Origin of the sequence: Pantoea sp. T14 (genome assembly GCF_036663535.1) — a bacterium.
GTDB classification, from domain to species: domain Bacteria; phylum Pseudomonadota; class Gammaproteobacteria; order Enterobacterales; family Enterobacteriaceae; genus Pantoea; species Pantoea phytostimulans.
On sequence record NZ_JAWUEB010000026.1, the window covers coordinates 162595 to 184581 of the forward strand.

The 21987-nt window shown below is 49.8% G+C and carries 25 protein-coding genes; 8 read left to right on the forward strand and 17 right to left on the reverse strand.

What is annotated here, in order from left to right; all coding sequences use genetic code 11:
• Positions 1 to 1885: 1885 nt before the first annotated feature.
• The 10 genes from SC127_RS15885 to SC127_RS15930 form a co-directional block, all read right to left on the reverse strand.
• Entirely contained in the window at positions 1886 to 2971 is a 1086-nt protein-coding gene (locus SC127_RS15885; RefSeq protein ID WP_215846563.1) for an acyltransferase family protein, read from the reverse strand.
• Between the two features lie 441 nt (positions 2972 to 3412).
• On the reverse strand, positions 3413 to 4504 hold the full coding sequence (locus tag SC127_RS15890; protein ID WP_332627108.1) for an acyltransferase family protein: 1092 nt from the start codon (positions 4502 to 4504) through the stop codon (positions 3413 to 3415).
• A 228-nt stretch (positions 4505 to 4732) separates the two neighbouring features.
• A complete protein-coding gene (tcyN, locus tag SC127_RS15895; RefSeq protein WP_243077692.1) occupies positions 4733 to 5485 on the reverse strand; it encodes an L-cystine ABC transporter ATP-binding protein TcyN in 753 nt (250 codons plus the stop codon).
• Positions 5482 to 6150 (reverse strand): cystine ABC transporter permease, encoded by a 669-nt coding sequence (gene tcyL, locus SC127_RS15900; protein WP_215846561.1) that lies wholly within the window; start codon positions 6148 to 6150, stop codon positions 5482 to 5484. The genes tcyN and tcyL overlap by 4 nt, the downstream gene beginning before the upstream one ends.
• A complete protein-coding gene (tcyJ, locus tag SC127_RS15905; protein WP_215846560.1) occupies positions 6150 to 6950 on the reverse strand; it encodes a cystine ABC transporter substrate-binding protein in 801 nt (266 codons plus the stop codon). The genes tcyL and tcyJ overlap by 1 nt, the downstream gene beginning before the upstream one ends.
• Positions 6951 to 7054: 104 nt before the next feature.
• The gene (locus tag SC127_RS15910) at positions 7055 to 8041 is read right to left on the reverse strand and encodes a D-cysteine desulfhydrase (RefSeq protein WP_332627109.1); all 987 of its coding nucleotides are present in this window, start codon (positions 8039 to 8041) and stop codon (positions 7055 to 7057) included.
• A 139-nt stretch (positions 8042 to 8180) separates the two neighbouring features.
• A complete protein-coding gene (gene fliZ / locus SC127_RS15915) occupies positions 8181 to 8684 on the reverse strand; it encodes a flagella biosynthesis regulatory protein FliZ (protein WP_215846558.1) in 504 nt (167 codons plus the stop codon).
• Positions 8685 to 8734: 50 nt separating this feature from the next.
• Entirely contained in the window at positions 8735 to 9457 is a 723-nt protein-coding gene (locus SC127_RS15920; RefSeq protein WP_215846557.1) for an RNA polymerase sigma factor FliA, read from the reverse strand.
• A gap of 143 nt (positions 9458 to 9600) precedes the next feature.
• Positions 9601 to 10569, reverse strand: coding sequence for an HNH endonuclease signature motif containing protein (locus tag SC127_RS15925; protein ID WP_215846556.1), 969 nt, complete (start codon positions 10567 to 10569; stop codon positions 9601 to 9603).
• A gap of 165 nt (positions 10570 to 10734) precedes the next feature.
• Positions 10735 to 12090 carry a FliC/FljB family flagellin gene (locus SC127_RS15930; protein ID WP_332627110.1) on the reverse strand — a complete coding sequence of 452 codons (1356 nt, stop codon included), beginning with the start codon at positions 12088 to 12090 and terminating at the stop codon, positions 10735 to 10737.
• Between the two features lie 339 nt (positions 12091 to 12429).
• On the opposite strand from SC127_RS15930, the gene fliD reads away from it, so the two are divergent.
• The 4 genes from fliD (at position 12430) to amyA (ending at position 16228) form a co-directional block, all read left to right on the forward strand.
• A complete protein-coding gene (fliD, locus tag SC127_RS15935) occupies positions 12430 to 13851 on the forward strand; it encodes a flagellar filament capping protein FliD (protein WP_332627111.1) in 1422 nt (473 codons plus the stop codon).
• Positions 13852 to 13863: 12 nt separating this feature from the next.
• Entirely contained in the window at positions 13864 to 14274 is a 411-nt protein-coding gene (gene fliS / locus SC127_RS15940; protein ID WP_243077689.1) for a flagellar export chaperone FliS, read from the forward strand.
• On the forward strand, positions 14274 to 14639 hold the full coding sequence (gene fliT / locus SC127_RS15945) for a flagella biosynthesis regulatory protein FliT (protein ID WP_243077688.1): 366 nt from the start codon (positions 14274 to 14276) through the stop codon (positions 14637 to 14639). The genes fliS and fliT overlap by 1 nt, the downstream gene beginning before the upstream one ends.
• A 104-nt stretch (positions 14640 to 14743) precedes the next feature.
• Positions 14744 to 16228: an alpha-amylase gene (gene amyA, locus SC127_RS15950; protein ID WP_243077687.1), complete on the forward strand. Its 1485-nt coding sequence runs from the start codon at positions 14744 to 14746 to the stop codon at positions 16226 to 16228.
• Positions 16229 to 16442: 214 nt separating this feature from the next.
• Here amyA and yedD read toward each other — a convergent pair whose 3' ends face one another.
• Positions 16443 to 16913 carry a lipoprotein YedD gene (gene yedD / locus SC127_RS15955; RefSeq protein WP_332627112.1) on the reverse strand — a complete coding sequence of 157 codons (471 nt, stop codon included), beginning with the start codon at positions 16911 to 16913 and terminating at the stop codon, positions 16443 to 16445.
• Between the two features lie 322 nt (positions 16914 to 17235).
• On the opposite strand from yedD, the gene SC127_RS15960 reads away from it, so the two are divergent.
• Positions 17236 to 17559, forward strand: coding sequence for a DUF6388 family protein (locus SC127_RS15960; RefSeq protein ID WP_332627327.1), 324 nt, complete (start codon positions 17236 to 17238; stop codon positions 17557 to 17559).
• Between the two features lie 191 nt (positions 17560 to 17750).
• Here the strand turns inward: SC127_RS15960 and iraP are convergent, their stop codons facing one another.
• Entirely contained in the window at positions 17751 to 18050 is a 300-nt protein-coding gene (gene iraP, locus SC127_RS15965) for an anti-adapter protein IraP (protein ID WP_215846552.1), read from the reverse strand.
• Between the two features lie 179 nt (positions 18051 to 18229).
• On the opposite strand from iraP, the gene SC127_RS15970 reads away from it, so the two are divergent.
• Positions 18230 to 18469: a DinI-like family protein gene (locus SC127_RS15970; protein WP_215846551.1), complete on the forward strand. Its 240-nt coding sequence runs from the start codon at positions 18230 to 18232 to the stop codon at positions 18467 to 18469.
• Between the two features lie 36 nt (positions 18470 to 18505).
• Here SC127_RS15970 and SC127_RS15975 read toward each other — a convergent pair whose 3' ends face one another.
• The 3 genes from SC127_RS15975 to SC127_RS15985 form a co-directional block, all read right to left on the reverse strand.
• Complete coding sequence (locus SC127_RS15975; RefSeq protein ID WP_215846550.1) at positions 18506 to 18772, reverse strand: hypothetical protein; 267 nt, start codon at positions 18770 to 18772, stop codon at positions 18506 to 18508.
• Positions 18773 to 18885: 113 nt separating this feature from the next.
• Positions 18886 to 19227 (reverse strand): hypothetical protein, encoded by a 342-nt coding sequence (locus tag SC127_RS15980; RefSeq protein ID WP_332627113.1) that lies wholly within the window; start codon positions 19225 to 19227, stop codon positions 18886 to 18888.
• Positions 19208 to 19594 carry a hypothetical protein gene (locus tag SC127_RS15985; protein ID WP_215846549.1) on the reverse strand — a complete coding sequence of 129 codons (387 nt, stop codon included), beginning with the start codon at positions 19592 to 19594 and terminating at the stop codon, positions 19208 to 19210. The genes SC127_RS15980 and SC127_RS15985 overlap by 20 nt, the downstream gene beginning before the upstream one ends.
• A 136-nt stretch (positions 19595 to 19730) precedes the next feature.
• Between SC127_RS15985 and SC127_RS15990 the strand changes: the two genes are divergently transcribed.
• Positions 19731 to 20363, forward strand: a complete 633-nt coding sequence (locus SC127_RS15990) for a helix-turn-helix domain-containing protein (RefSeq protein WP_243077685.1) — start codon at positions 19731 to 19733, stop codon at positions 20361 to 20363.
• Between the two features lie 64 nt (positions 20364 to 20427).
• Here SC127_RS15990 and SC127_RS15995 read toward each other — a convergent pair whose 3' ends face one another.
• The gene (locus tag SC127_RS15995; protein WP_215846547.1) at positions 20428 to 20676 is read right to left on the reverse strand and encodes a hypothetical protein; all 249 of its coding nucleotides are present in this window, start codon (positions 20674 to 20676) and stop codon (positions 20428 to 20430) included.
• Between the two features lie 320 nt (positions 20677 to 20996).
• Here SC127_RS15995 and SC127_RS16000 point away from each other — a divergent pair, with 320 nt between their 5' ends.
• Positions 20997 to 21197, forward strand: a complete 201-nt coding sequence (locus SC127_RS16000; RefSeq protein ID WP_332627114.1) for a hypothetical protein — start codon at positions 20997 to 20999, stop codon at positions 21195 to 21197.
• Positions 21198 to 21229: 32 nt separating this feature from the next.
• Here the strand turns inward: SC127_RS16000 and SC127_RS16005 are convergent, their stop codons facing one another.
• Complete coding sequence (locus tag SC127_RS16005) at positions 21230 to 21448, reverse strand: hypothetical protein (RefSeq protein ID WP_243077682.1); 219 nt, start codon at positions 21446 to 21448, stop codon at positions 21230 to 21232.
• Positions 21449 to 21987: the final 539 nt, after the last annotated feature.

Genomic DNA, 21987 nt, shown 5'->3' on the forward strand with positions numbered 1-21987 from the left:
CGGCGCTTGAGTTCAAAGCGCCGAACCGGGCGCTTAAGTTCGGGGCGCGAACCGGCGCCTGAGTTCAAAGCGCCGAACCGGGCGCGGTGGCTTTTTCGTTCGCCCGCCAACCGGGCAGTTTCATTTCCTCCTTGCGGGCGACCGACAAGGGTTGCTGAGCGGCAACCCTTGACCCGCGCTTCCGGCCAGCCCCCTCGCCGCTTCGCGGTCCCCTCGTTTTTTCACGATTTCTGACGGACCGGACGGATTCGCCATCCTGGCTCACCCCGTCCTCTTCGCGGCATCCCTGCCGCTCGTCCTGAAATCCCTCACTCTCTCGGCGAGTGAAATGGCCTCTGGCAAACCCCGCGGCAACAGCGGCACCGTTTCTTTTATGTTTAGCACTGCTGTGAATCTCACAAACCCATTCCTCCTTCTCGCGTCTTCGGTTACTGAGTTTCTACAGACCTGTCTGTAGGCTTTAACTTTATGAACTGAGTTTTGAGATTTGAGCTTTGAGATTTGAGATTTGAGATTTGAGCTTTGAGCTTTGAGCTTTGAGCTTTGAGCTTTGAGGCATCAAAGTTTCAGACGAGGATGTATATAAGAAAGAAAAGAAAGTGGCAGGCGGTGGGGTGCCGGAGGCATACGGCGCGCTGAGGAAAGAGCGGAGGCCAGGGCGAGCGGCAGGGATGCCGCGAAGAGGCTGGGTCGAGCCAGGACGGCGAGTCCAGCCGGTCCGTCAGGCCGGGTGAGTGACGAGGGAACCGCGCGAAGCGTGGCGCAGAGTCTGCCGGACGCCGGGATTGTTAAGGGGCTGGCGTAAGCCCCTTAACACGTCCGCCTGCCCGGAGCAGATGAAACTGCCCAGCGCCTGGCGGGCGGAATCTTCACGAAGTGAGGCATCTTCACGAAGTTCGGGGCGCGAACCGGCGCCTGAGTTCAAAGCGCCGAACCGGGCGCGGTGGCTTTTTCGTTCGCCCGCCAACCGGGCAGTTTCATTTCCTCCCTGCGGGCGACCGACAAGGGTTGCTGAGCGGCAACCCTTGACCCGCGCTTCCGGCCAGCCCCCTCGCCGCTTCGCGGTTCCCTCGTTTTTTCACGATTTCTGACGGACCGGACGGATTCGCCATCCCTGGCTCACGCCGTCCTCATCGCGGCATCCCTGCCGCTCGTCCTGAAATCCCTCATTCTCTCGGCGAGTGAAATGGCCTCTGGCAGATCCCGCGGCAGCAGCGGCACCGTTTCTTTTATGTTTTGCACTGCTGTGAATCTCATAAACCCATCCCGCCTTCTCGCGTCTTCGGTTACTGAATTTCTACAGCCCTGTCTGTGGGCTTTAACTTTATGAACTGAGTTTTGAGATTTGAGATTTGAGATTTGAGATTTGAGATTTGAGATTTGAGATTTGAGATTTGAGATTTGAGATTTGAGATTATTTTTGAAGCATCGGGGTTTCAGACGAGGATGTATGTAAGAAAGAAAAGAAAGTGGCAGGCGGTGGGGTGCCGGAGGCATACGGTGCGCTGAGGAAAGAGCGGAGGCCAGGGCGAGCGGCAGGGATGCCGCGAAGAGGCTGGGTCGAGCCAGGACGGCGAGTCCAGCCGGTCCGTCAGGCCGGGTGAGTGACGAGGGAACCGCGCGAAGCGTGGCGCAGAGTCTGCCGGACGCCGGGATTGTTAAGGGGCTGGCTTAGGCCCCTTAACACGTCCGCCTGCCCGGAGCAGATGAAACTGCCCAGCGCCTGGCGGGCGGAATCTTCACGGAGTGAGCCCTCTTCACGAAGTGAGCCCTCTTCACGAAGTGAGGCACCTGCACAGCCCGCTGCAAGCAAAATCCGCACTCCGTGCACTGACCTTAGCCCGCTGCAAGCGTGAAAGTGCCCACATTGGGCACCCTCCCTCCGCTACACCGACGGACTGCGGTTCCGCTTCATCCCAATCAACGTTGGGAAAATAAACAGCGATTGCCCCAATCCACGGTTGGTGAGCGACCACACAGCAACCGAACAGAGTGAACAAAGGGCCACGATAGCCAACGGGTAGAAGCACGCCCATATAAACGAAAACCAGGCCTGTTCAAACAGATGGTGACGTTGGGCAAACAAAATCGCCGACATGCCAAAGAACTCAATGAAGATGCGATGTATCACATAAATTTGTAGCGTGTTGCGTCCAATCCAGTTCATGTAAGACATACTGAAATGCTGGTTTAGCCAGCGACAGGCGGCCACACTAAACAACACCGCGATAATGCAGGTAAACAGACTTTTATCGAGTCCAAAAATCACATGGATACCCGCCAGCGCCGCCAAGATTGCCCAAGGCATGAAGTTCTCACGACGCCATTCGCTGAGACGCAACATGGTGCTGCTGCAAAAAGCGCCCAATAAAAAGAACAGAAAATATTGCGCAACGCTTTGCGGTCCCCAATACGGAATGATTTTCTCGACAGCAAGATAGTTAAGGACCACCGCCGCGATAAACAGCGCCAACTTATATTGGCGAAACATCTTCGCACACAGGAAATATATCGCCAATCCGTACAAATACCAGGAAGTACTCATGGCCATAAAGGTTAATTTTAGAAATTCAAATAAAGAACCTGCATAAGCAGCGTTTAAGTTTTGAGAAATACGTTGACCGGTAATTTCAGTGGATATGCCAACAATCGACCACCATTGAATGAATCCCCATAATATATAAAGGTAGAATAGATTAGTAATTCGGCTGGTGAATACCTGTTTCCATGGCCGCTTCATAATTCCATTCGTCGCCAATAAACCAGAAACAAAGAAAAAAGCTGGCATTCGTAACGGCGACAAAACAGTATTAAACTGCACCCATATTTCAGCAGGAATCCATCCCGCAGAGAGATATTTCAGCGTGCTTTCAAACCCAGGCAATACTGTGTGATACAGCACGACCAACAGAATACAGGCGCCTTTTAGGGTATTCACCCACAATATTTCATCTGACTTGGTGTTGTTCATTTATTGACTCCTGCTGTGTGGTACAGAATGCTGAATAAACAATGCGAGGTATTGCACTAGGTTTTTAGAATTATTAGGTGATTATTCGCCAATGAAGGATGGGTGAATGTAGCGAAACTCTTAAAAGTCTTGGAGTGGCCCTGTTACAAACAGTTATTTACGCTATCTCATGTTTCTTTACATTAGCTGCGCATAAATAATCCTGCTTAATTTTAAACACTAAGAAGTGAAAATGAATTCGACTATTATGGCCTGCAGCATATTTAAATGAGAGAAACCTAAGGGCAATTAAACCAGAATAAAGTGGGCGAGTAGAAAAGATTTGTCAGATGCGTCAAAATGTTTAACGAGAATATAAAACATATGCTATGCAAAATTAAATGGGTAGGATTACGTGTAGGAATAAAATAAAAAAGGCCAGAATATCTGGCCTTATCGGGATTAACGTTCGCCAGGCACCTCTTCAGGTTTAACGGGCTGTCGCAGTAAACGCGGATACACAAACAGCATGCGTCCCGGACCACGATTAAGTATTGACCATACCGCTAAAGAGATCAGCACGCATAGCGTGACACCGCACACTGGCATCACTAACGCCCACGTCCAACTGAAGGCTGCCGTGCCAAACCAACCATAATGTAATGCCAGCGTCAGCGCGCTCAGGCCCAGCAGTTCAATGAAGATACGGTGCAAAACATAGATTTGCAGCGTGTTGCGGCCAATCCAGTTCAGCCATGCCATGTTAAAGCGCTCATTGAGGAAGCGGCACAGCACAATGCCAAATACGATGGTCAGTAAGCTATAGAACGGATTTTTATAATGGCCGACTGCATGATGTGCAATGCCGACTAGCGCGATCGCGGCTAACCACACCCAGTGGCGGCCTTCCAGCTTGCTTAACTCAACCAGCGCCTGGCTAAAGAAAACGCCGAGCAGAAAATAGAGATAGTTCTGTGCCACGCTGGCCGGGCCCCATCCGGGGATGAGATTGAATTGGGCCGCATAGTTCGCCACTAATGCCAACACCACCAGGGCGATCTTTTGTTTGTGGAACAGCTTGGTAGCAAGGAAAAAACCTGCCAGCGCGTAGAGATACCATAAGCTGGTCATTGACAGCATCAGCAGCTTCACAAACTCCAGCGGCGTATCGGCGTAAGCCGCATTCTTGGTACCCGAAAGCTTTTCACCCAGATGTGTCGCGATGTAGTGAATAGAGAGCCACTGAATCACGCCCCATAACAGGTAAAGATAAACGATATTGCTGAATTTTTTTGTAAAAACGTCCTGCCAGCTTTTTTTGACGATGGAGCTGCAGGCCAGTAAACCAGAAACGAAGAAAAAGGCTGGCATTCGTAAAGGTGAGAGATACTTATTAAAGGCGACCCACCATTCAGCCGGCGCAATGCCTGCAGTCAGATAATGCAGTGAGGGCGCAAAGGTCGTGATGATGGTGTGGTGTAACACCACCAGCAAAATACACCCCCCTTTCAAGGTGTTAATCCAAAAAACTTCTTTCTTCGCTGGCGTACTCATTGTGATGTCCTGATGCCATGTATTTGTAAAGAATTATTTAGATTTATAAAAAAAGTCACAATGAGGTGGAATCCCAAAAGGAAAATTTCAGGGTTTAAGCGGGCAAGGTTTGTCCGAATTAAGGTCTAATTCAGGAAGTTACACTCATATCTCTGCGTTATTTTCAGATAATACCTGGATGAAATAGTTAACAGCAGTAATGCGCCTTCCTGGCGGAAGGCGAGATAATTACTGATTCAGGAACTTTTCGAGGAATTGGCGGGTACGTGATTGCTGCGGATTGCTAAACAACGCCTTCGCGTCACCTTGTTCAACGATGCGGCCCTGGTCCATGAAGATAGCGCGATCGGCTACGTCGCGGGCAAAGCTCATTTCATGTGTGACGATCACCATGGTGCGCTTCTCTTCTGCCAGCGCCCGTATAGTGTTCAACACCTCGCCAACCAGCTCGGGATCCAACGCAGAGGTCGGTTCATCAAACAAGATAACTTCCGGGCGCATCGCGAGCGCACGGGCGATTGCCACACGCTGCTGCTGCCCGCCCGAAAGACGACGAGGAAAACTCTCCTCTTTGCCCTGCAATCCCACTTTTTCCAGCAGTGAACGCGCTCGGGCTATCGCTTCTGCTTTCGGTTCACCTTTTACGATCACCGGACCTTCGATGATGTTTTCCAGTACCGAACGGTGAGGAAAAAGGTTGAAGCTTTGAAAGACAAAGCCCACCTGCTGACGTAAACGACGAACCTGCTCTTTCTGTTTACTCTGCGCCAGCGCGGCTTCAATGGTGATGTCACCCACTTTGATGCGACCGCTGTCTGGAACTTCTAACAGGTTTATGCTGCGAAGTAAGGTAGTTTTTCCTGAGCCACTCGGCCCAATAATCGCCACCACTTCACCAGAGGCAACGTCAAGATCAATGCCGTGCAGCACCGTTTGGCCGTTGAAGGTTTTGACCAGTTTACGCACTTCAATGGCACTCATTTCGACTCCCGATCCTGACGGTTAACGTGATCTTCCAGACGGTTTTGCAACATAGACAACAGCGTCGCCATCACCCAATAGATCAATGATGCTGCCAGATACATGGTGAACACTTCCAACGTCCGCGAGGTGATCAACTGCGCCTGACGGAACAGTTCCGGCACCTGAATGGTTGCCGCCAGCGACGTGTCTTTTACCAGGCTGATAAAACTGTTACCTAACGGCGGCAATGCCGTACGCGCAGCCTGAGGCAGAATAACGCGACGCAGCGTTTGCCAACGCGTCATACCGATACTGGCGGCCGCTTCCCATTGGCCACGTTCAATCGCAGAGATTGCGCCACGCAATGATTCTGACGCATACGCCGCCGTATTAAGCGACAAGCCAATCATCGCCGACGGGATCGGATCCAGCTCAATGCCGAACTGCGGCAAACCGTAATAAATCATAAACAGTTGCGCGATCAGCGGCGTGCCACGGAAGATCGACACATAGATGCGGGAGAGCCAGCTTATCGGCCACAAGTGCGACAGGCGCATCAGCGCAAGGATGAAACCCAGCACCAGGCCGAAAAACATCCCGCCAATGCTGAGTTGCAGCGTGAACAGCGCGCCCTTTAATAAAAAGGGTGCTGAATCCAGCACCAGTTGTAAGCTTTCCTGCATTATTTAGTCACGTCCGCGCCGAACCATTTTTCGGACAGCTTGCTGAGTGAGCCATCTTTCTGCATATCGGCAATCGCCTGATTAATCGCTTTCAGCAGATCATCATCGCCTTTACGCAGCGCTACACCCGATTCCAGACGTGAAAACGCATTGCCCGCCACGGCCATGGTGTTGCCGGTCTTTTTCACCAGATCCAACGCAGCCAGACGATCAACCAAGATCGCATCAAGACGGCCTGAGCGCAGATCCTGATATTTGGTTGGGTCATCATCGTAGGTACGAATATCCACGTTTTTAACGTTATCTCGCAGCCACTGCTCGTAGTTAGAACCTAAGCCGACACCCACTTTCTTACCGGACAAATCTTCAGGCTTAGTGATGGTGCCCGCTTTGGCTTTCATGGTCAGCGCCTGGACACCAGAAACAGTGTAAGGCGTGGAGAAGTCATACTTCTTCTTACGGTCATCAGAGATGGTGACCTGATTGATGACCACGTCGATACGCTTAGAATCCAGCGAAGCCAACATGCCGTCCCATTTGGTCGGTTTCAGGCTGGCCTTCACGCCAAGGTGCTGCGCCAGCTGCTCGGCGAACTCCACTTCAAAACCGGTCAGCTTGCCGCTTTCATCCTGGAAGCTGAACGGCGGATACGTTCCTTCAAGGCCAACCAGTAACGTGCCGCGATCTTTCACTTTATTCAGCAAATTTTCTGCCGCAAAAGTGTTAACGTTAACGCCGGCGACCAGCGCCATCGCCATAACGCCCAGCGCCAGTTGGCGACGTACACGAGAAAAAACCATATTCACCCCAATTTATTAGTATGTGATGTGTGTTGTGCGGCAGCGTTTGCTGCCGAGCCTTACTGAGTAAGTTTTAGATTATAAACTGGATTTTTCCTGCTGTATCAGACTGAAGGGTGATAAGCAAATAACGCCGGTGCGCCGCCCGTATGAATAAACAGCAGCGGGCCTTCGCGGCGGAAGCGATTTTGACTGATGCCATCCAGCAATCCCGCCATTGCTTTGCCGGTGTAAACCGGATCGAGCAGGATACCTTCAAGGCGCGCCAGCAGTTTTACCGCTGCCATGCCCTCTTCGTTCGGCTCGCCGTAGCGGGGTGCAAAGTAATCATCCCAGAGCGTGATGGGCGCGTTGGCGGTTAGCGCTAATTGTGTTGCCAGCGGCTGACGAATGCGCTCGACCACTGGCAGCTGCGCTTCTACTGTGCGTGAAACCGTTATGCCAACCAACTCAGTTTCTGGCATCAAGTGCTCCAGACCCACCGCTAAACCCGCGTGGGTTCCGGCGCTGCCTGATGCCACCACCACAGCGGCGAAATCCACCACACCTTCGCTTTGGTGCGCAATCTCCTGTGCGCATTCAACATAACCCAACGCGCCAAGCGTATTCGAGCCGCCCACCGGCACCACATACGGACGGAAACCCTGCGCTTCAAGCCGGGTGGCGTGTTCAGCGAGTTGTTCATGAGGATTATACAAGGCATCAACCATGACGATTTCGGCATCCATCAGGTCAAGCAGCAAGCGGTTCCCGTTGCTGAGGTAGTTTTCTGAGGCAGTACCAATCGGATTTTCAAGCAGGGCAACGCATTTCAAACCCAGCCGAGCGGCGACAGCCGCGGTTTGCCGCACATGGTTGGACTGGATTGCGCCCGCAGTCAGCAGCACGTCGGCCCCTTCACGCAGCGCATCAGCGGCCAGGAATTCGAGTTTACGCAGTTTGTTGCCACCCATTGCTACTGGCGTGACATCGTCACGTTTTATAAAGATATCGCGGGCAAGATAGTCGGAAAGTCGGGGTAAATGCTCAAGCGGCGTGGGTGCGCCAAGCAGTTCCAGACGAGGAAATTGATGAATAAGTTGTAAAGACAAGGCTGCCTCCAAGGCATTGCGCAATGATCTTTACAGTGTTGCAGAAGATGAGGAAAGGATCATCCGTAAATCTGCGAGGCGCTGCACGCGAGCAACTATTCATTGCTCGCGTGCTATCCATTCAGCCGCGAATGGCCCCTCAGTTTTGCTGCCAACCCAAAAATTGGTCGTACTTACGCAACGCAATGCGGTAATTGTTATTACCCGCATCCGGTAAATCACGTTCCAGACACTCATGCCAGCTATTACCTTGCAGTCTGTCGGCAGGGAAATTTTTGGCTTTCAACATGTCGTCCAGCCGACGTAGCCGCACCACGTATTCACGTATGGTGCTGGGGCTCATTTCGGTCTGTTCGAACAAATATTGCTTAAACGCCATAATGTCGAAATAGTTTGGATGGGTATTACAAAAAATGTCGCTGCAAAAACGACATAACGCGGTCAGTTCAGGCTGAAGTTTCAGCCACAGTGGTTCATCAATCATTTGGTCCATCCGAGCGATGGCCTCTTTATTGATGATCTGACCGCGAAAAACGAGCGCCATACGATCTAATACCTTGCCACAATGCGAACAATGACTTTGGCTGTGTTTATAGTCTTTAAGATAACGACTTAACGGTCTGGCTTTGGTTTTGGCTCCCATTGCTGAGTCCCCGGTTTCTTATATTTTTGAATCGCCAGGAACTGATACTGCTAGCGCGCTCCCGTAAGTCGGGCACGCAGGCGTTTGATCGCCTGACTGTGCAGTTGGCTGACTCGGGATTCCCCTACATCAAGCACCGCGCCAATCTCTTTCAGGTTCAGTTCTTCCTGGTAGTACAGTGTCAGCACCATCTTTTCGCGATCGGGTAACGCTTCGATCGCTTCAATGACGCGCTCACGCAGACTCCCTTCTAACAACTGATGAAGCGGATTAGCCTCTTCGTGGCCTTCCGTCACCAGCTCCGCACTGTCGCCGTGTTCTTCTCGATACTCGTCGTAGGAAAAGAGTTGGCTGTTGTTGGTGTCCAGCAGAATCTGCCGGTACTCCTCCATCGAAACATTCAACTGTTGAGCCACTTCCTGCTCGGTAGCAGCACGCCCCAACGTCTGTTCTACCTGATGCATGGCACCGGCTACCTCGCGTGCGTTACGACGAACGCTACGTGGTGCCCAGTCCCGACTGCGAAGCTCGTCCAGCATTGAGCCACGAATGCGCTGCACTGCATAAGTGGTAAAGGCGGTGCCCTGCAGCGCGTCATAGCGCTCCACGGCATTCAACAGACCAATGCCACCTGCTTGCAGCAGATCGTCAAGCTCAACGCTGGCTGGCAGACGCACCTGAAGGCGCAGCGCTTCGTGCCGCACCAGAGGAACGTAACGCTGCCAGAGCGAATGCTTATCCATCACGCCATCGGCGGTATAGAGATTGTTCACGTTGACTACCCTGCGTTAATGAAGTTATCGGCATGATTATCCAATTCTGTAGGGTTTTTGATTGGGTGAATAGGCGGGGTAAATCGAGGTTATTTCAAATTTGTTATATCAGGAGGCGACGATTACGCCCCCTGTGAAATAGATTAGCGCAGCGCGAGCAGGCGCTGCCGCGTGCCCGACGGCACAGCATCCCACAATGCACAGGTCTGCCCTTCCAGCGCCTGATAAAACGGGCTTATACTTTCAAGCGCTTCTTCACCCGGATGAAAATAAATCCGTCCCGATTCACCATCAATATTAATCAATCGGTTAATGAATAAACGCTGCAAATCACTGCGTAAAAACAAGCCGTTATCCACGCTGTTGTCGGCTAAAAAGCCCTCTTCGTTTTCACGCGTATCGATATAACAGGCTTCAACCCACGGCCAGTTATGACGATCGGTAAGACGCGTGCCGGTGATCACGCAGGCACCATAGCGCGCTTTAACTGCGGCGGTGAATTCTGTCTGACTGGCACGTTGCAGAACTTTGGCTTTGACGCGCCGCCCCACTTCTGTTCCAGGCATTACCGCTGTGGGCACTTTATGTTGCGGCGTGCTGAGGACCACAATGAACTGAATGCGTCGCGACTGCGGGAAACAGGGATTGGCCTGCGGGTTAAACAGCTGCCAGTACTCCTCTTCTTCATCCTGGCGCATCAGCACCAGCTTATAGCCACGACTGGTCAGAAGATTTTGCGCCACCGCGGAGTGCGGATCGATCATCGCGTAAACCCGACTCTCTCCCATCACCTGCCAAAGATTCTCTTTTTTGCCCTGCTCGCTGCGGCGGAAATAGAGAAACGGCAGTTGCTGCTTTAAATAGTGCTCAAAACGGCGCAGATAGTTTTTGCGCTCATTGTCGTTAGAGATGAACAGCAAATCCTCTTGTGGACTGTTGCTCTCTTCATGGGCAAACACCGCGCGAATTTTCAGCGTGCGGAAGCTGGTGCTGGGACTGAGTAAAGCGCGTGCCGTTAACTCTTTATCATCAGGGTATTGCTGGGAGTAGCGTAAGGCGATCTCTTCGAAGGTCAGCAGCTCACCCGGTAACAAGTCATAATTGAAGCGCATAGACACTCCAGAAGTCGGAAAAAAGGATCAAACGTTGTGTTGTTGTAAAAGGAGTTATCGGCAGATCGAAAAGGATCTGTAACAGGACGGTTTCGTTTAGGAATAATCCCCAATAAATAAAAAAACCCCGCCGAAGCGAGGTTTTTACGTCTTTCAAGAGAGCGATTAGCCCTGCAGCAGAGACAGAACCTGCTGTGGAACCTGGTTAGCTTTCGCCAACACGGAGTTACCCGCCTGCTGAACGATCTGTGCTTTAGACATGTTTGAAACTTCAGTCGCGTAGTCAGCATCCTGAATACGAGACTGTGCTTCAGACAGGTTAGTGGTGGTGTTGTTCAGGTTGGTGATAGCAGAATCCAGACGGTTCTGTACCGCACCCAGGCTTGAACGGAATTTGTCAACTTGAGAAATAGCTTTATCAAGCAGAGCTAGTGGATCATTACTAGCTGCGCCGGCAAATTCATCTGTAGCTGCAGTTTTTACTGTTACGCCATCAGTATCATATTCTGTAGTAAGCTGCACAGCAGTGGCTTCAGCAGTAGCAGTGGCAGTACCGCTGTTCTCGATAGCATCTTTGCCATCAGTACCCGCTAAGAAGTTTTTACCTTGCACACTGACAAAGCCTACTGCTTCACCGTCAGAATTCGTTCCTACTTCAATTACAGAATCTGTTTTCTCAGCACCTGTAACACCATTATCTGGGTCATTATAAGTAACTGTAGATGTGTTAAGGGTAACAGTACCGCTAGAGCTCTCAAGCGAAGCTGAATACGATTTGCCATTAGCCTGAACAACATAGGTGCTGGTGGCATTTCCATCTTTATCAAGCACGTTATTAAGAGTTACACCCGACGTATCAGACAAGCCCAACTGCTTAGCAAAATCCGCTTGAGCCGTAGCGGTGGTGCCACCAAAATTGACTGCTATCGGAGCATCTGATGCAGTAGCTCCAGGCACGGTAGTGATTGCAGCACCAACGCTCAATGCATTACTAGAAACTGAGAAACCTTTAAGGCCCAGAGTTGAAGAGTCGATTTTCTGCAGGTCGATATCGATAGTCTGACCATCGTTAGCGCCAACCTGGATTGACATTTTGCCGTCTTTAGCCAGTACGTTCACGCCGTTGAACTGAGTCTGACCAGAAACGCGGTCAATTTCGTCCAGACGTGATTTGATTTCGTCCTGGATTGAAGACAGGTCAGAATCAGAGTTGGTGCCGTTCTGTGCCTGTACGGTCAGTTCACGTACACGCTGTAAGTTGTTGTTGATTTCTGACAGTGCGCCTTCAGTAGTCTGCGCAGCAGAGATACCGTCGTTGGCGTTACGAGCAGCCTGAGTCAGGCCGTTGATGTTAGAAGTGAAACGGTTGGCAATTGCCTGACCAGCAGCGTCATCTTTAGCGCTGTTGATACGTAAACCTGAAGACAGACGCTCGATAGAAGTAGACAGAGCAGACTGGTTCTTGTTGATGTTGTTCTGAGTGATCAGCGAGAGGCTATTGGTATTAATGACTTGGGCCATGATAAATTTTCCTGTTAATCAAGTCTTTCGGTTAAGGTGTGGGCTTCAACCCGCCGGCTTCAACGCCGTCAATGTTGTTATCGTCTGCCCTTGAACAACCTTTAGAATTTTTTTTAGGACCAGGCCAACTTTTTCTGCTGGTTCCTGTCACGCTAATGTTTATCGCCCACCCTCAGAACTTCTTTAGCGTTAATTGAACATTTTTCTAGTCGCCGAAATACCCTTCTCTATATGTCCTATTCGGTTTATTAGCGATGCGTAAATAACCTTAAACTTTACTTAATAAAAGCCGATAACACCGGTATTCAAACTCCGTGTCGACCATATAAAGGAAACAACATGGCTAGTATTTCTACCTTAGGTATCGGTTCAGGCCTCGATTTAAGTACTATTCTGGATAGTCTGACCACTGCAGAGAAAGCGTCATTGACGCCGATTACCACGCAACAGTCCGCGTATACCTCTAAGTTGAGTGCTTACGGCACGCTGAAAAGTGCATTAACGACGTTTCAAACCGCCAACACCAAACTGAATGATGCCGATCTGTTTACCGCCACCTCGGCAACCAGTAGCTCCAGCGCATTTAGCGCCACCACATCAGGTAGCACCGTGGCCGGTAAGTATACCGTCAGCGTAACGCAGCTGGCGCAGGCGCAAACCCTGACGTCAGCGGTGCAAACCAGCAACACCACTGCATTGGGTGACAGCGCTGCCAGCCGCACAATGGCCATCACGCTGACCGATGGCACCAGTAAAAACATCACGCTAACCGCCGAACAAACCTCACTGACCGGCATGCGCGATGCGATCAACAGTGCCGATGCAGGCGTCACCGCCACGATTATCAAAGTGGGTGACGGCAGTTATCGTTTATCAATGACCTCCAGCGAAACCGGCAGCGACAACGCCGTCAGCAAAATTGAAGTTACGGGCGACGATACGTTACAAGCCGTTGTGGGTTATGACGCTTCAACCACCACCAATGCGATGACCGAAAGTGTGACGGCGCAAAACGCCAAGCTCACCGTGAACAACGTGGCGATTGAAAGCAGCAGCAATGAAATCAGCGATGCCCTGGAAGGCATCACGCTGAACCTCAATGACACCACAACCGGTAACCAGACGCTGACGATCACCAAAGACACGTCAAAAGCGAACAGCGCCATTACCAGCTGGGTCGATGCTTACAATACCTTGCTGGATCAATTCACTACATTAACTAAATACACCGCAGTTGATGTCGGCGCTGATGCGCAAGACTCCAGCAACGGTGCGTTACTGGGCGACAGTACGCTGCGTACCATCCAGACCCAGTTAAAAACCATGCTGACCAATGCGCAAAGCTCATCGACCTATAAAACTATGGCGCAGATTGGCATCACCACCGATCCTACCAGCGGCCAGTTAGAACTCGACTCTGACAAACTGGACACCGCACTGAGTACAGATCCGGACGGTGTGAAAGAGATGATCGTTGGTGACGGCAAAACCACCGGTATCACCACCACCATCGCGACGAATTTGACCGGCTGGCTCTCATCAACCGGCATTATTCAGGCGGCGACTGACGGCGTCAGTAAGACCCTGAATAACCTGACCGATCAGTACAACACCATGAGCACGCGTATCGATAATCTGGTGGCGCGCTATAAAGCGCAGTTTACCCAGTTAGACGTACTCATGAGTTCGCTGAACACCACCAGCGACTACTTAACTCAGCAGTTTGCGACTTCCACAAGCTCCAGCAGCAGCTCATCGTAATAAGGAGTAAACATGTACAGCGCAAATGGCACAAAAGCCTATGCAAAAATCGGCGTCGAAAGCGCCGTGATGAGCGCCAGCCAGCATCAGCTGGTTGTGATGCTTTTCGACGGTGCGCTTAGCGCGCTGGTGCGTGCCCGCCTGTTCTTACAGGACGGCAACATTGAGGGAAAAGGTCTTTCCCTCTCAAAAGCGATCAATATTATTGAAAGCGGACTGAAACAAGGCCTCGACGATCACAGCGGTGATGAACTTGCAGATAACCTGCTGGGTCTTTATACCTACATGGTGCGTCGTCTGTTACAAGCCAATCTACACAATGACGTAGAAGCCATCGAAGAAGTCGAAAGCCTGCTACGCAACATTGCCGACGCCTGGAAAGAAGTTGCGCAACCTCAAACCCTGATTCAGGACGCCGTTTAATGACTCTTGCACCGCATCTGATTACGACTTACCAACATTTACTGACGCTAAGCCAGGGGATGCTGCGCCTTGCAACCGACGGCGAATGGGAAGCGTTGATTAGCAAAGAGATGGATTATGTCAGCGCGGTGCAGAAATTAGCGCGTTCAACAGAGGACGCCGCGCCTTCTGTTCAGGTTCTGGAGCAGCTGCGCCCCGTCTTACGTCATATCCTTGATAATGAAGCTGAAGTGAAGCGTCTGTTGCAGATACGCATGGATGAGTTGGCCTCGCTGGTCGGTCAATCTTCACGTCAGAAATCCGTGCTTTCCGCTTACGGTAAGCAAGGCGGTATTGTGATGGTGCCGCGCGAAACCCAATCCTAGTTTCCTGCCTTTAACGTGTCGCGCAGATATATTTTTCAGCGCGACGCGCCTTTTTTCCCGCTTACTCCATACTTGATTTTCATCATCCCTCATGGAGTGCAGCGATGCAAAACCCAACCTTATTGCAGTTTTTCCATTGGTATTACCCGAAAGGCGGCAAACTGTGGCCAGAAGTTGCAGAGAAAGCGGCTTGGTTGAGTGAAATCGGTATTACGATGGCGTGGCTTCCACCCAGCTACAAAGGGGGATCGGGTGCAGATTCTGAAGGTTACGATACCTATGATCTGTTTGACTTGGGTGAATTTGACCAAAAAGGCAGCATTGCCACCAAATATGGTGACAAGCAGCAGTTATTAGCCGCTGTTGATACGCTGCGCAGCCACAACGTTGGCGTGGTCATGGATGTGGTGCTGAATCATAAAATTGGCGCTGATGAAAAGGAGAAAATAAAGGTTAACCGCGTCAATCCTGATAACCGAGAAGAGATTGATGATGAAGTACTCGAGTGTGAAGCCTGGACACGCTTCACCTTTCCGGCGCGCGCGGGCAAATATTCAAAATTCATCTGGGATTACAAATGCTTTAGCGGCGTGGATCATATCGAAAATCCCGACGAAAACGGCGTGTTCAAAATCATCAATGATTACACGGTCGAAGGTTGGAACGACCAGGTTGATAATGAACTCGGCAATTTTGATTATCTGATGGGTGCCAACATTGACTTCCGTAACAACGCGGTGAGTGAAGAATTAAAGTATTGGGCGCGTTGGATTATGGAACAACTGCCCTGCACCGGATTTCGTCTGGATGCAGTGAAGCACATTCCTGCCTGGTTTTATAAAGAATGGATTGATCACATTCAGGATGTCGCCAACGAACCGATGTTTATCGTGGCCGAATACTGGGCGCATGAACTTGATAAATTGCAGCAATATATCGAGCAGGTTGACGGCAAAACCATGCTGTTTGATGCGCCGCTGCACTTGAACTTCCATCAGGCTTCTCTGCAAGGAAGTGAATATGACCTCAGCCAGATATTTGCAAATTCACTGGTGGTCGCCGATCCCTGGCATGCCGTGACTATCGTTGCTAATCACGATACACAGCCGTTGCAATCACTGGAAGCGCCCGTTGAGTCATGGTTTAAACCGCTGGCATATGCGCTGATTTTGCTGCGCGAACAAGGCGTGCCGACAATTTTCTACCCTGACCTGTTTGGGGCCAACTATGAAGATGAAGGTGATGATGGCGAGATGTATAACATTCAGATACCGGTGATCGCTGAACTGGAAAACTTGATTCGTGCCCGCCAGATTTACGGCTGGGGCGCGCAAACCGACTATTTTGATCATCCGAACTGCGTGGCGTTTAGTCGCAGCGGCACGGAAGAACATCCCGGCTGCGTGGTTATCATGTCAAACGGTGATGAGGGTGAGAAAACGGTGGCGATGGGCGCAGGTTATGCTGGCAAATCCTGGAGCGATTATTTAGGTCATCGCCTGGAAACAGTCACTACCGATGAAGAAGGTAACGCAGTTTTTCTGTGTAACGGCGGCAGCGTGAGCGTCTGGGTGGTTGATAAGAAATAGTTCGGCGTCGTTTGTCCCCCACCTCGGTCCTCCCCCATACATGGGGGAGGAAGATGCTGCAAAATGCGAGTATTGAGTCTGCATGTGGCAGCGTCGCCTTCCCCCGCTTCGCGGGGGAAGGCCGGGATGGGGGCCAGCGCGCAGAGGAATAATCCAAACAGCGCGCAGAGGAATAATCCAAGCAGCGCAGCTACCCTAGCATTACACTCGGAACTTACTTCTGGTTATTCTGTGTAATCGTTGTGCGCAGCAGTTCTGGTTCGATATTCTGAATCACCGCTGCATCAGGCTGTTTGGCCACTTCATCCAGCGCTTTTTGGCAATCTACCGTTGGACGATCCACTCTACGCAGCGTCAAACCGTCATATTTCAGTTCGCCGTTTTCCACCACCAGCGGCATAACGCGCAGTTGACGATTTACGTTAACGTAATCACCGCTCAGCAAGGTTAATTTCCCCGGCTTGGCGATAATGCGCTGCCATTGGCGACAATCCAGCGTGCTGCCATCAGAATCAATGATCAAACTGGCAATGGCTTGATCGCTAATCAAACCGCCTTGCGGCCCAACGGTTTGCCAGTTGCCTTGCAAACTGGCGGGCGCTGGCGTTTTCACCGCGCTTTTATAGTTATCGATTTGGGCACAGCCGCCCAGCGCCAGTACCGCAATCAGCATCCACTTTTTCATCTTTAATCCCTAAGCTCGCATCAATGGCGGCTACGTTATAATTTTTCCACTAAGCTACGCAAGATATCTGCGCATCCGTAACCGCTTTCAATGCCGCTTTCTTCTCTCTTTCGCTGTTTTACGGCTCATCAACATGCAGCAAAGCGTGACAGCGCCTGGAGATAATTCGAACGTTTGCGCAGTCTGCCGCCATAATATGAAAGCGAGTATAGAAGTTTCAACAGAATGCCCCTTCATCTACTTAGCGGCGTATCGGATTCCTGACAATACGATTGCAACAGGCTACACTGGCGCGCTGCAACAGACTTTCAGGAACGTAATGATGAAAACGCCAGAAGCCTATTATGCCCAGGCGCGCGACATGTTTTTCGCCGCCCACGCCGATTTCCAGCAAGCCCTTGATGAACTTACCGAAAGCGATGCGCGCGCCGCAAACTTATCACTGCGACAGTTGCGCGAATGGCATGCCGAACGCATCTACGCTGCGTTTTTACGGCAAAAAAATCTCGATGGGATGATCTTTTCTATTCAGCTGGCTGAACCAGATAAAGCGGTAGCGGCGGACGCGATCGAGACTTATCTCAAATCACATGCCGAATCGTTGGGTATGACGTGGGAAGAGTTTTGCATCAAGAATGAGCTATAAGGCGATCGGGTTAAAGGTGCACTTTAAAAACACCTCCAACCAGTCGAAATCGGCATAAATAAATTGTACAACAAGACAAATCTTGTATAAGTTTATCCCACGACTTCGGTCGCGATTGTCCTTGAACGAATAGTGCTTTTGCACTGCCTCTGGAGGTGTTGCTGGATTTCCACCTCCAGAGGCTAATTTTTTTACTCCCCTTCTGTTTCTGCCTTGCCATTCACTTCGACGTATTTCGCTACTGCCAGCAAACGATTAATGTGCGTCAACAGCAAATCTACATCAGATTGCAAAAACTCAGTTGAAGAGCGTGAAGCCGTGACGATCGCATCTTGCACCGTTTCGGTGATGGTGAGCGAATTGTCTTGTTTTGCCTGAATCAGCAATGCGGCGATTAACAAAGTTTGCGCTTCGGTCTGCGCTGTCAATTCTTTGGCGTCGACATCCATCTTTGCCATTTTAAGCAGAATATCTATAACCAGCTGTCGCATTGCACTTCTCCTGAAGTCAGTAATTCCAATATGTCGTTTTGACCCGTCCACATTACTCCAGACCAGCACAAATTACTAAACGACATAAAATATTTTGTCTCTGTCGCTCGCGACATCTTGCTACTGTTTTTATTTACAGTATTATGTGCGGGCGATTTTGCCCTCTACGGATTGCCATTATGTTTGTGGAATTGATTTACGATAAGCGTAACGTTGCGGGTTTACCTGGCGCTCGCGAAATGATTTTGCAAGAGCTGGAAAAGCGCGTGCATCGAGTGTTTCCTGATCTTGAAGTTAAGGTCAAGCCGATGGAACGTAACGCTATAGATACCGATTTAAGTAAGAATGATAAAGCTACCATTGCCCGCATCGTCGAAGAGATGTTTGACGAAGCGGAAATGTGGCTGGTGGCCGAGTAATTCCTTCTCAGCCACCGCGACAGTCAGCGGGAGATATTAACTCTCCTGCTCGCTGTGATTGATCTCAATTTCAATATCCTGGATCGCCGCATCCAAATCTTCCAACAGCTTTCCCTGTTTGTTCAGCAGCGCGTCAACGCGGTCCGCATTAACCTTATCTTTGTATTCACCGGCGTCAAATGCTAACCAATGGCTGGAGAGTGTTTCGGTGTTGGTTTGCGCATAGTGACGCATCTCTTTTAACTGAGAAGTCACATCGCGCAGATAATCTGTCTTGCTTTTAGTTTCAACTGAATCACTCATGCTATGTTTCCTTTTGGTTAGTTATTCAATGGCTTTTTACCCAATAAAATGTTGCCTGGAGATTTAAAGATAGTCGAAAATAGCGAAGCCGCATTAGGAATAATCGGAAGCTGCTATTTCCTCTCCGATGAGATCATATTCGCCTCATCGGACTTCACCACTTCCTTCACTTTATCTGCTGTCTTGCTGGCCGTACGATCGGGCAATAAATCGAGTTTGCGCTGCAAGTTGTTAACCTGCGTACTTAACTGTTCAACCTGCGCATCTCGTCGATCAGCCACTTCGCGATAATCCGCCCGAATCTGATTAACCCGCTGATTAGCCGCATGACTTACATACAAAAACATAATGGTCATGATGACACAGATCATCGATAACCCCAGAAACAGCCCGCCGAGAATAACTTTGCGCTTGTTATTAGTAGGGCCAAAATTGTTATCTATTTGAACCATCATTGCGATCCTCCAGAGTCGTAATAAGCCGATCGACTTCATTACGAAACTTATCGTTATGGTCGGCTTCCGTCATCGCCAGCAAAATGCCAAGCGCGTTTTTGATGATGCGTAGATCTGATTCAAGCAAGGAAATTCGACGAAGATTTTTATCGTGCCGCTCACGCAATTCATCGTTCTCCTCGCGCAGCAACAAATTACCTTCCTTTAACAACATCACCTGCTCTTTGTAACTGGTAATGATTTCGCCACCTGCGCGATTGCTGGTCACAATTGAGGCGATCCCTGCCAGCAGCGGCTTCCAAAATAGTGCCGCTGCGCCCCCACCGAGAACTAAGGCTCCTACACTGGTAATTAAACTACTTTCCATGCTCCACCTCTCTTGCTGGTAAGGTGTCTGGAGCAAAACAACCGGGTCGCACAGACACACTGCGCCATGGATTTAAGTTTACTTAAGTACCATGGTTAAGTAAACTTAAGCCTCTCTTATGCAAAAAGTCAAGCTAATGAAAAACGAAACGACAGGTAACCGCATCTTATTGCGTCGCAAAACACAGGAGCTGACTCAGAAACAGCTCGCTGTTCAGGTTAAGGTTTCCCACGTTGCGATATCGCAGTGGGAAAAAGATGAGACATTGCCAAGGGGTGAAAACTTACTTCGGCTGGCAGAAGCGCTGGAATGCGCACCCGCTTATTTGATTGATGGCGAAGGCCCGATCTTTGATCGCTCACCAACTGAGACAGGCTTCAGCGCCATTCCGCTGATCGCGCTAGCGGATATCCAGCAATGGGCAGAGGGAAAATATGCTCACCTTGAACCTGTTTTATCCAGCGAAAGGGGATTATCGAAGGGCACGTTTGCCGTGCGTATTGAAGACCATGCTATGGCGCCGGCTTATCTGCCGGGAGATGTAGTAATTATTGATCCGCAGCTGGTGCCGCTGCCCGGTGATACGGTTCTGGTCTTTCAGTCTGATAACGCCCTGCTACGCACCTATCGCCCGCGTGGGAAAATTGATGGTGTACCGCAATTCGAATTGGCACCGGCAAACATCGATTACCCGGTATTGCATTCACATCAGGAAAAGTTACAACTGGCGGGAACAATTATTGAGTTGCGGCGCTATCGACAGCGTTAAACAAAAAAACCGCCATAGCGCGGTTTTTTGCTTAAGGATTGGGTCATTAACGTTCAGGGTAAACTTACAGTACGTCGGTCAAGTGATCGACCACCACTTTGCCCTGCAGATCGGTCTGCATAATACGATAGCTGACCCGATACGAGCGGCGATTGCTGAGTTTATCAAACAACGCCACCACACCTTTTTCTTCACCGCTGTGGTTTACAATGGTCCATTCGGTGACATCTTCCTGCCCACGATTGTTGGTCCGCAAAGTGCCCTTCTCAACTAATTTGTCTTCAGCATCAATCTTTAAATAATCACGTAACATATTGTCGACCTCCCAGTAACGCAGGTTACTATATGCTTTTTATCAATCCTTTCAATCGAATTTATTAATCGACATTCAAGATGTCGCATAGAGGCAATTTATGGCTGATTTGTCCATTCCCCGCTTAACATCTCGGGTATAGCATGGGCCAGCTATACGCGCACAGCGAATGCGCTTAGTAAAACGATCGAGAGATAAAAATTACTTTAGCCCGCCCGGTGCGGGCTTTTTTATGCATTTTTGCAGCCACATGACAACTTCGTTACGCCGGATCAGGCAGCCTCGTCTAGACTTTATGCACTGGACAAAAGGAGCGAGCAATGCATAAACATCAGACAAATGAAGAGCGTAAACGCGAAGGTGATGTCAGCAAAAGTTTACCGGAGGTCGCACCAAACGCAGGTAATGCCTATGAAGAGGACGATCATCCGGCAACAGATGCGCCGAAAGATCACGGCGAAGTGCCGCGTAAAAATGATGACAGCGAGGATGATAAAAAGGATCCTTACACAGCTACTTAATCAAATACGCCCCTGTTGAGGGGCGTATTTGTTTACAGCGACTGCTGATAGTTTTCAGGAAAGGGAACGCCCGACTCTTCTAATCGTGACAATTTTTGCAGAATATCGTTGTGTACCGTTTCATCGCCTTCTTGCCAGTAAGGTCTTACTACGTCTAAAACCCGCTGCGCTGTATCGGCATCGTAATTTTCCGGTTCGTTACCTTTCAGCGTCTGGTGAATTTTTTCGTTCATCTCTCTCAGATCAATCATCTCTTTCTCCGTTCAGGGGTAAATAGTTAACCTGTCTCGAGAAAAGTATAGTTCACCCCATTCACCCGATGTCACGGGGATGTGTCTGGTCATGATTGAGCAAAGTGATTAAGTAAGCAAAAACGGATGGCAAGCTATCCCTTTGTTATGACTGTTTAGCCGATCAACAGCCGGCAAATCCGGTGCATTCATCATGAATGCCCTTTTTATCTGATACAAAACCGGTCAGGAAATTTAATTCGTACTTTTAAAGGATTAAATAGCTACTCTGCATATTCATAAAACCACCGAGTACAGGAAACATTGTGGGTTGAGTTCCATCACATGCCTGTTAAAAATCATTAAATTTACACTGCCAGCGGTAAGTTATGAATCCGTAACACTCTGTAAAGTACAACAATGATAAAAATAACCTTCTTATTTCTCTCGACTAATCTTTTACTACCATCACAATATTCGTTCCTGTCGAAAAGATTAACTCCAATATCTTTGGTATCAATATTTATAGCATTACTCTAGCCTACAGATGAAAACAATAA

Excerpts from the sequence above, each read along its gene's own strand:
- SC127_RS15885 (WP_215846563.1), bottom strand. The coding sequence starts at position 2,971 with ATGAACAACACCAAGTCAGATGAAATATTGTGGGTGAATACCCTAAAA.
- SC127_RS15890 (WP_332627108.1), bottom strand. The coding sequence starts at position 4,504 with ATGAGTACGCCAGCGAAGAAAGAAGTTTTTTGGATTAACACCTTGAAA.
- tcyN (WP_243077692.1), bottom strand. The coding sequence starts at position 5,485 with ATGAGTGCCATTGAAGTGCGTAAACTGGTCAAAACCTTCAACGGCCAA.
- tcyL (WP_215846561.1), bottom strand. The coding sequence starts at position 6,150 with ATGCAGGAAAGCTTACAACTGGTGCTGGATTCAGCACCCTTTTTATTA.
- tcyJ (WP_215846560.1), bottom strand. The coding sequence starts at position 6,950 with ATGGTTTTTTCTCGTGTACGTCGCCAACTGGCGCTGGGCGTTATGGCG.
- fliZ (WP_215846558.1), bottom strand. The coding sequence starts at position 8,684 with ATGGGAGCCAAAACCAAAGCCAGACCGTTAAGTCGTTATCTTAAAGAC.
- SC127_RS15925 (WP_215846556.1), bottom strand. The coding sequence starts at position 10,569 with ATGCGCTTCAATTATGACTTGTTACCGGGTGAGCTGCTGACCTTCGAA.
- SC127_RS15930 (WP_332627110.1), bottom strand. The coding sequence starts at position 12,090 with ATGGCCCAAGTCATTAATACCAATAGCCTCTCGCTGATCACTCAGAAC.
- fliD (WP_332627111.1), top strand. The coding sequence starts at position 12,430 with ATGGCTAGTATTTCTACCTTAGGTATCGGTTCAGGCCTCGATTTAAGT.
- fliS (WP_243077689.1), top strand. The coding sequence starts at position 13,864 with ATGTACAGCGCAAATGGCACAAAAGCCTATGCAAAAATCGGCGTCGAA.
- fliT (WP_243077688.1), top strand. The coding sequence starts at position 14,274 with ATGACTCTTGCACCGCATCTGATTACGACTTACCAACATTTACTGACG.
- amyA (WP_243077687.1), top strand. The coding sequence starts at position 14,744 with ATGCAAAACCCAACCTTATTGCAGTTTTTCCATTGGTATTACCCGAAA.
- yedD (WP_332627112.1), bottom strand. The coding sequence starts at position 16,913 with ATGAAAAAGTGGATGCTGATTGCGGTACTGGCGCTGGGCGGCTGTGCC.
- SC127_RS15960 (WP_332627327.1), top strand. The coding sequence starts at position 17,236 with ATGAAAACGCCAGAAGCCTATTATGCCCAGGCGCGCGACATGTTTTTC.
- iraP (WP_215846552.1), bottom strand. The coding sequence starts at position 18,050 with ATGCGACAGCTGGTTATAGATATTCTGCTTAAAATGGCAAAGATGGAT.
- SC127_RS15970 (WP_215846551.1), top strand. The coding sequence starts at position 18,230 with ATGTTTGTGGAATTGATTTACGATAAGCGTAACGTTGCGGGTTTACCT.
- SC127_RS15975 (WP_215846550.1), bottom strand. The coding sequence starts at position 18,772 with ATGAGTGATTCAGTTGAAACTAAAAGCAAGACAGATTATCTGCGCGAT.
- SC127_RS15980 (WP_332627113.1), bottom strand. The coding sequence starts at position 19,227 with ATGATGGTTCAAATAGATAACAATTTTGGCCCTACTAATAACAAGCGC.
- SC127_RS15985 (WP_215846549.1), bottom strand. The coding sequence starts at position 19,594 with ATGGAAAGTAGTTTAATTACCAGTGTAGGAGCCTTAGTTCTCGGTGGG.
- SC127_RS15990 (WP_243077685.1), top strand. The coding sequence starts at position 19,731 with ATGAAAAACGAAACGACAGGTAACCGCATCTTATTGCGTCGCAAAACA.
- SC127_RS15995 (WP_215846547.1), bottom strand. The coding sequence starts at position 20,676 with ATGTTACGTGATTATTTAAAGATTGATGCTGAAGACAAATTAGTTGAG.
- SC127_RS16000 (WP_332627114.1), top strand. The coding sequence starts at position 20,997 with ATGCATAAACATCAGACAAATGAAGAGCGTAAACGCGAAGGTGATGTC.
- SC127_RS16005 (WP_243077682.1), bottom strand. The coding sequence starts at position 21,448 with ATGATTGATCTGAGAGAGATGAACGAAAAAATTCACCAGACGCTGAAA.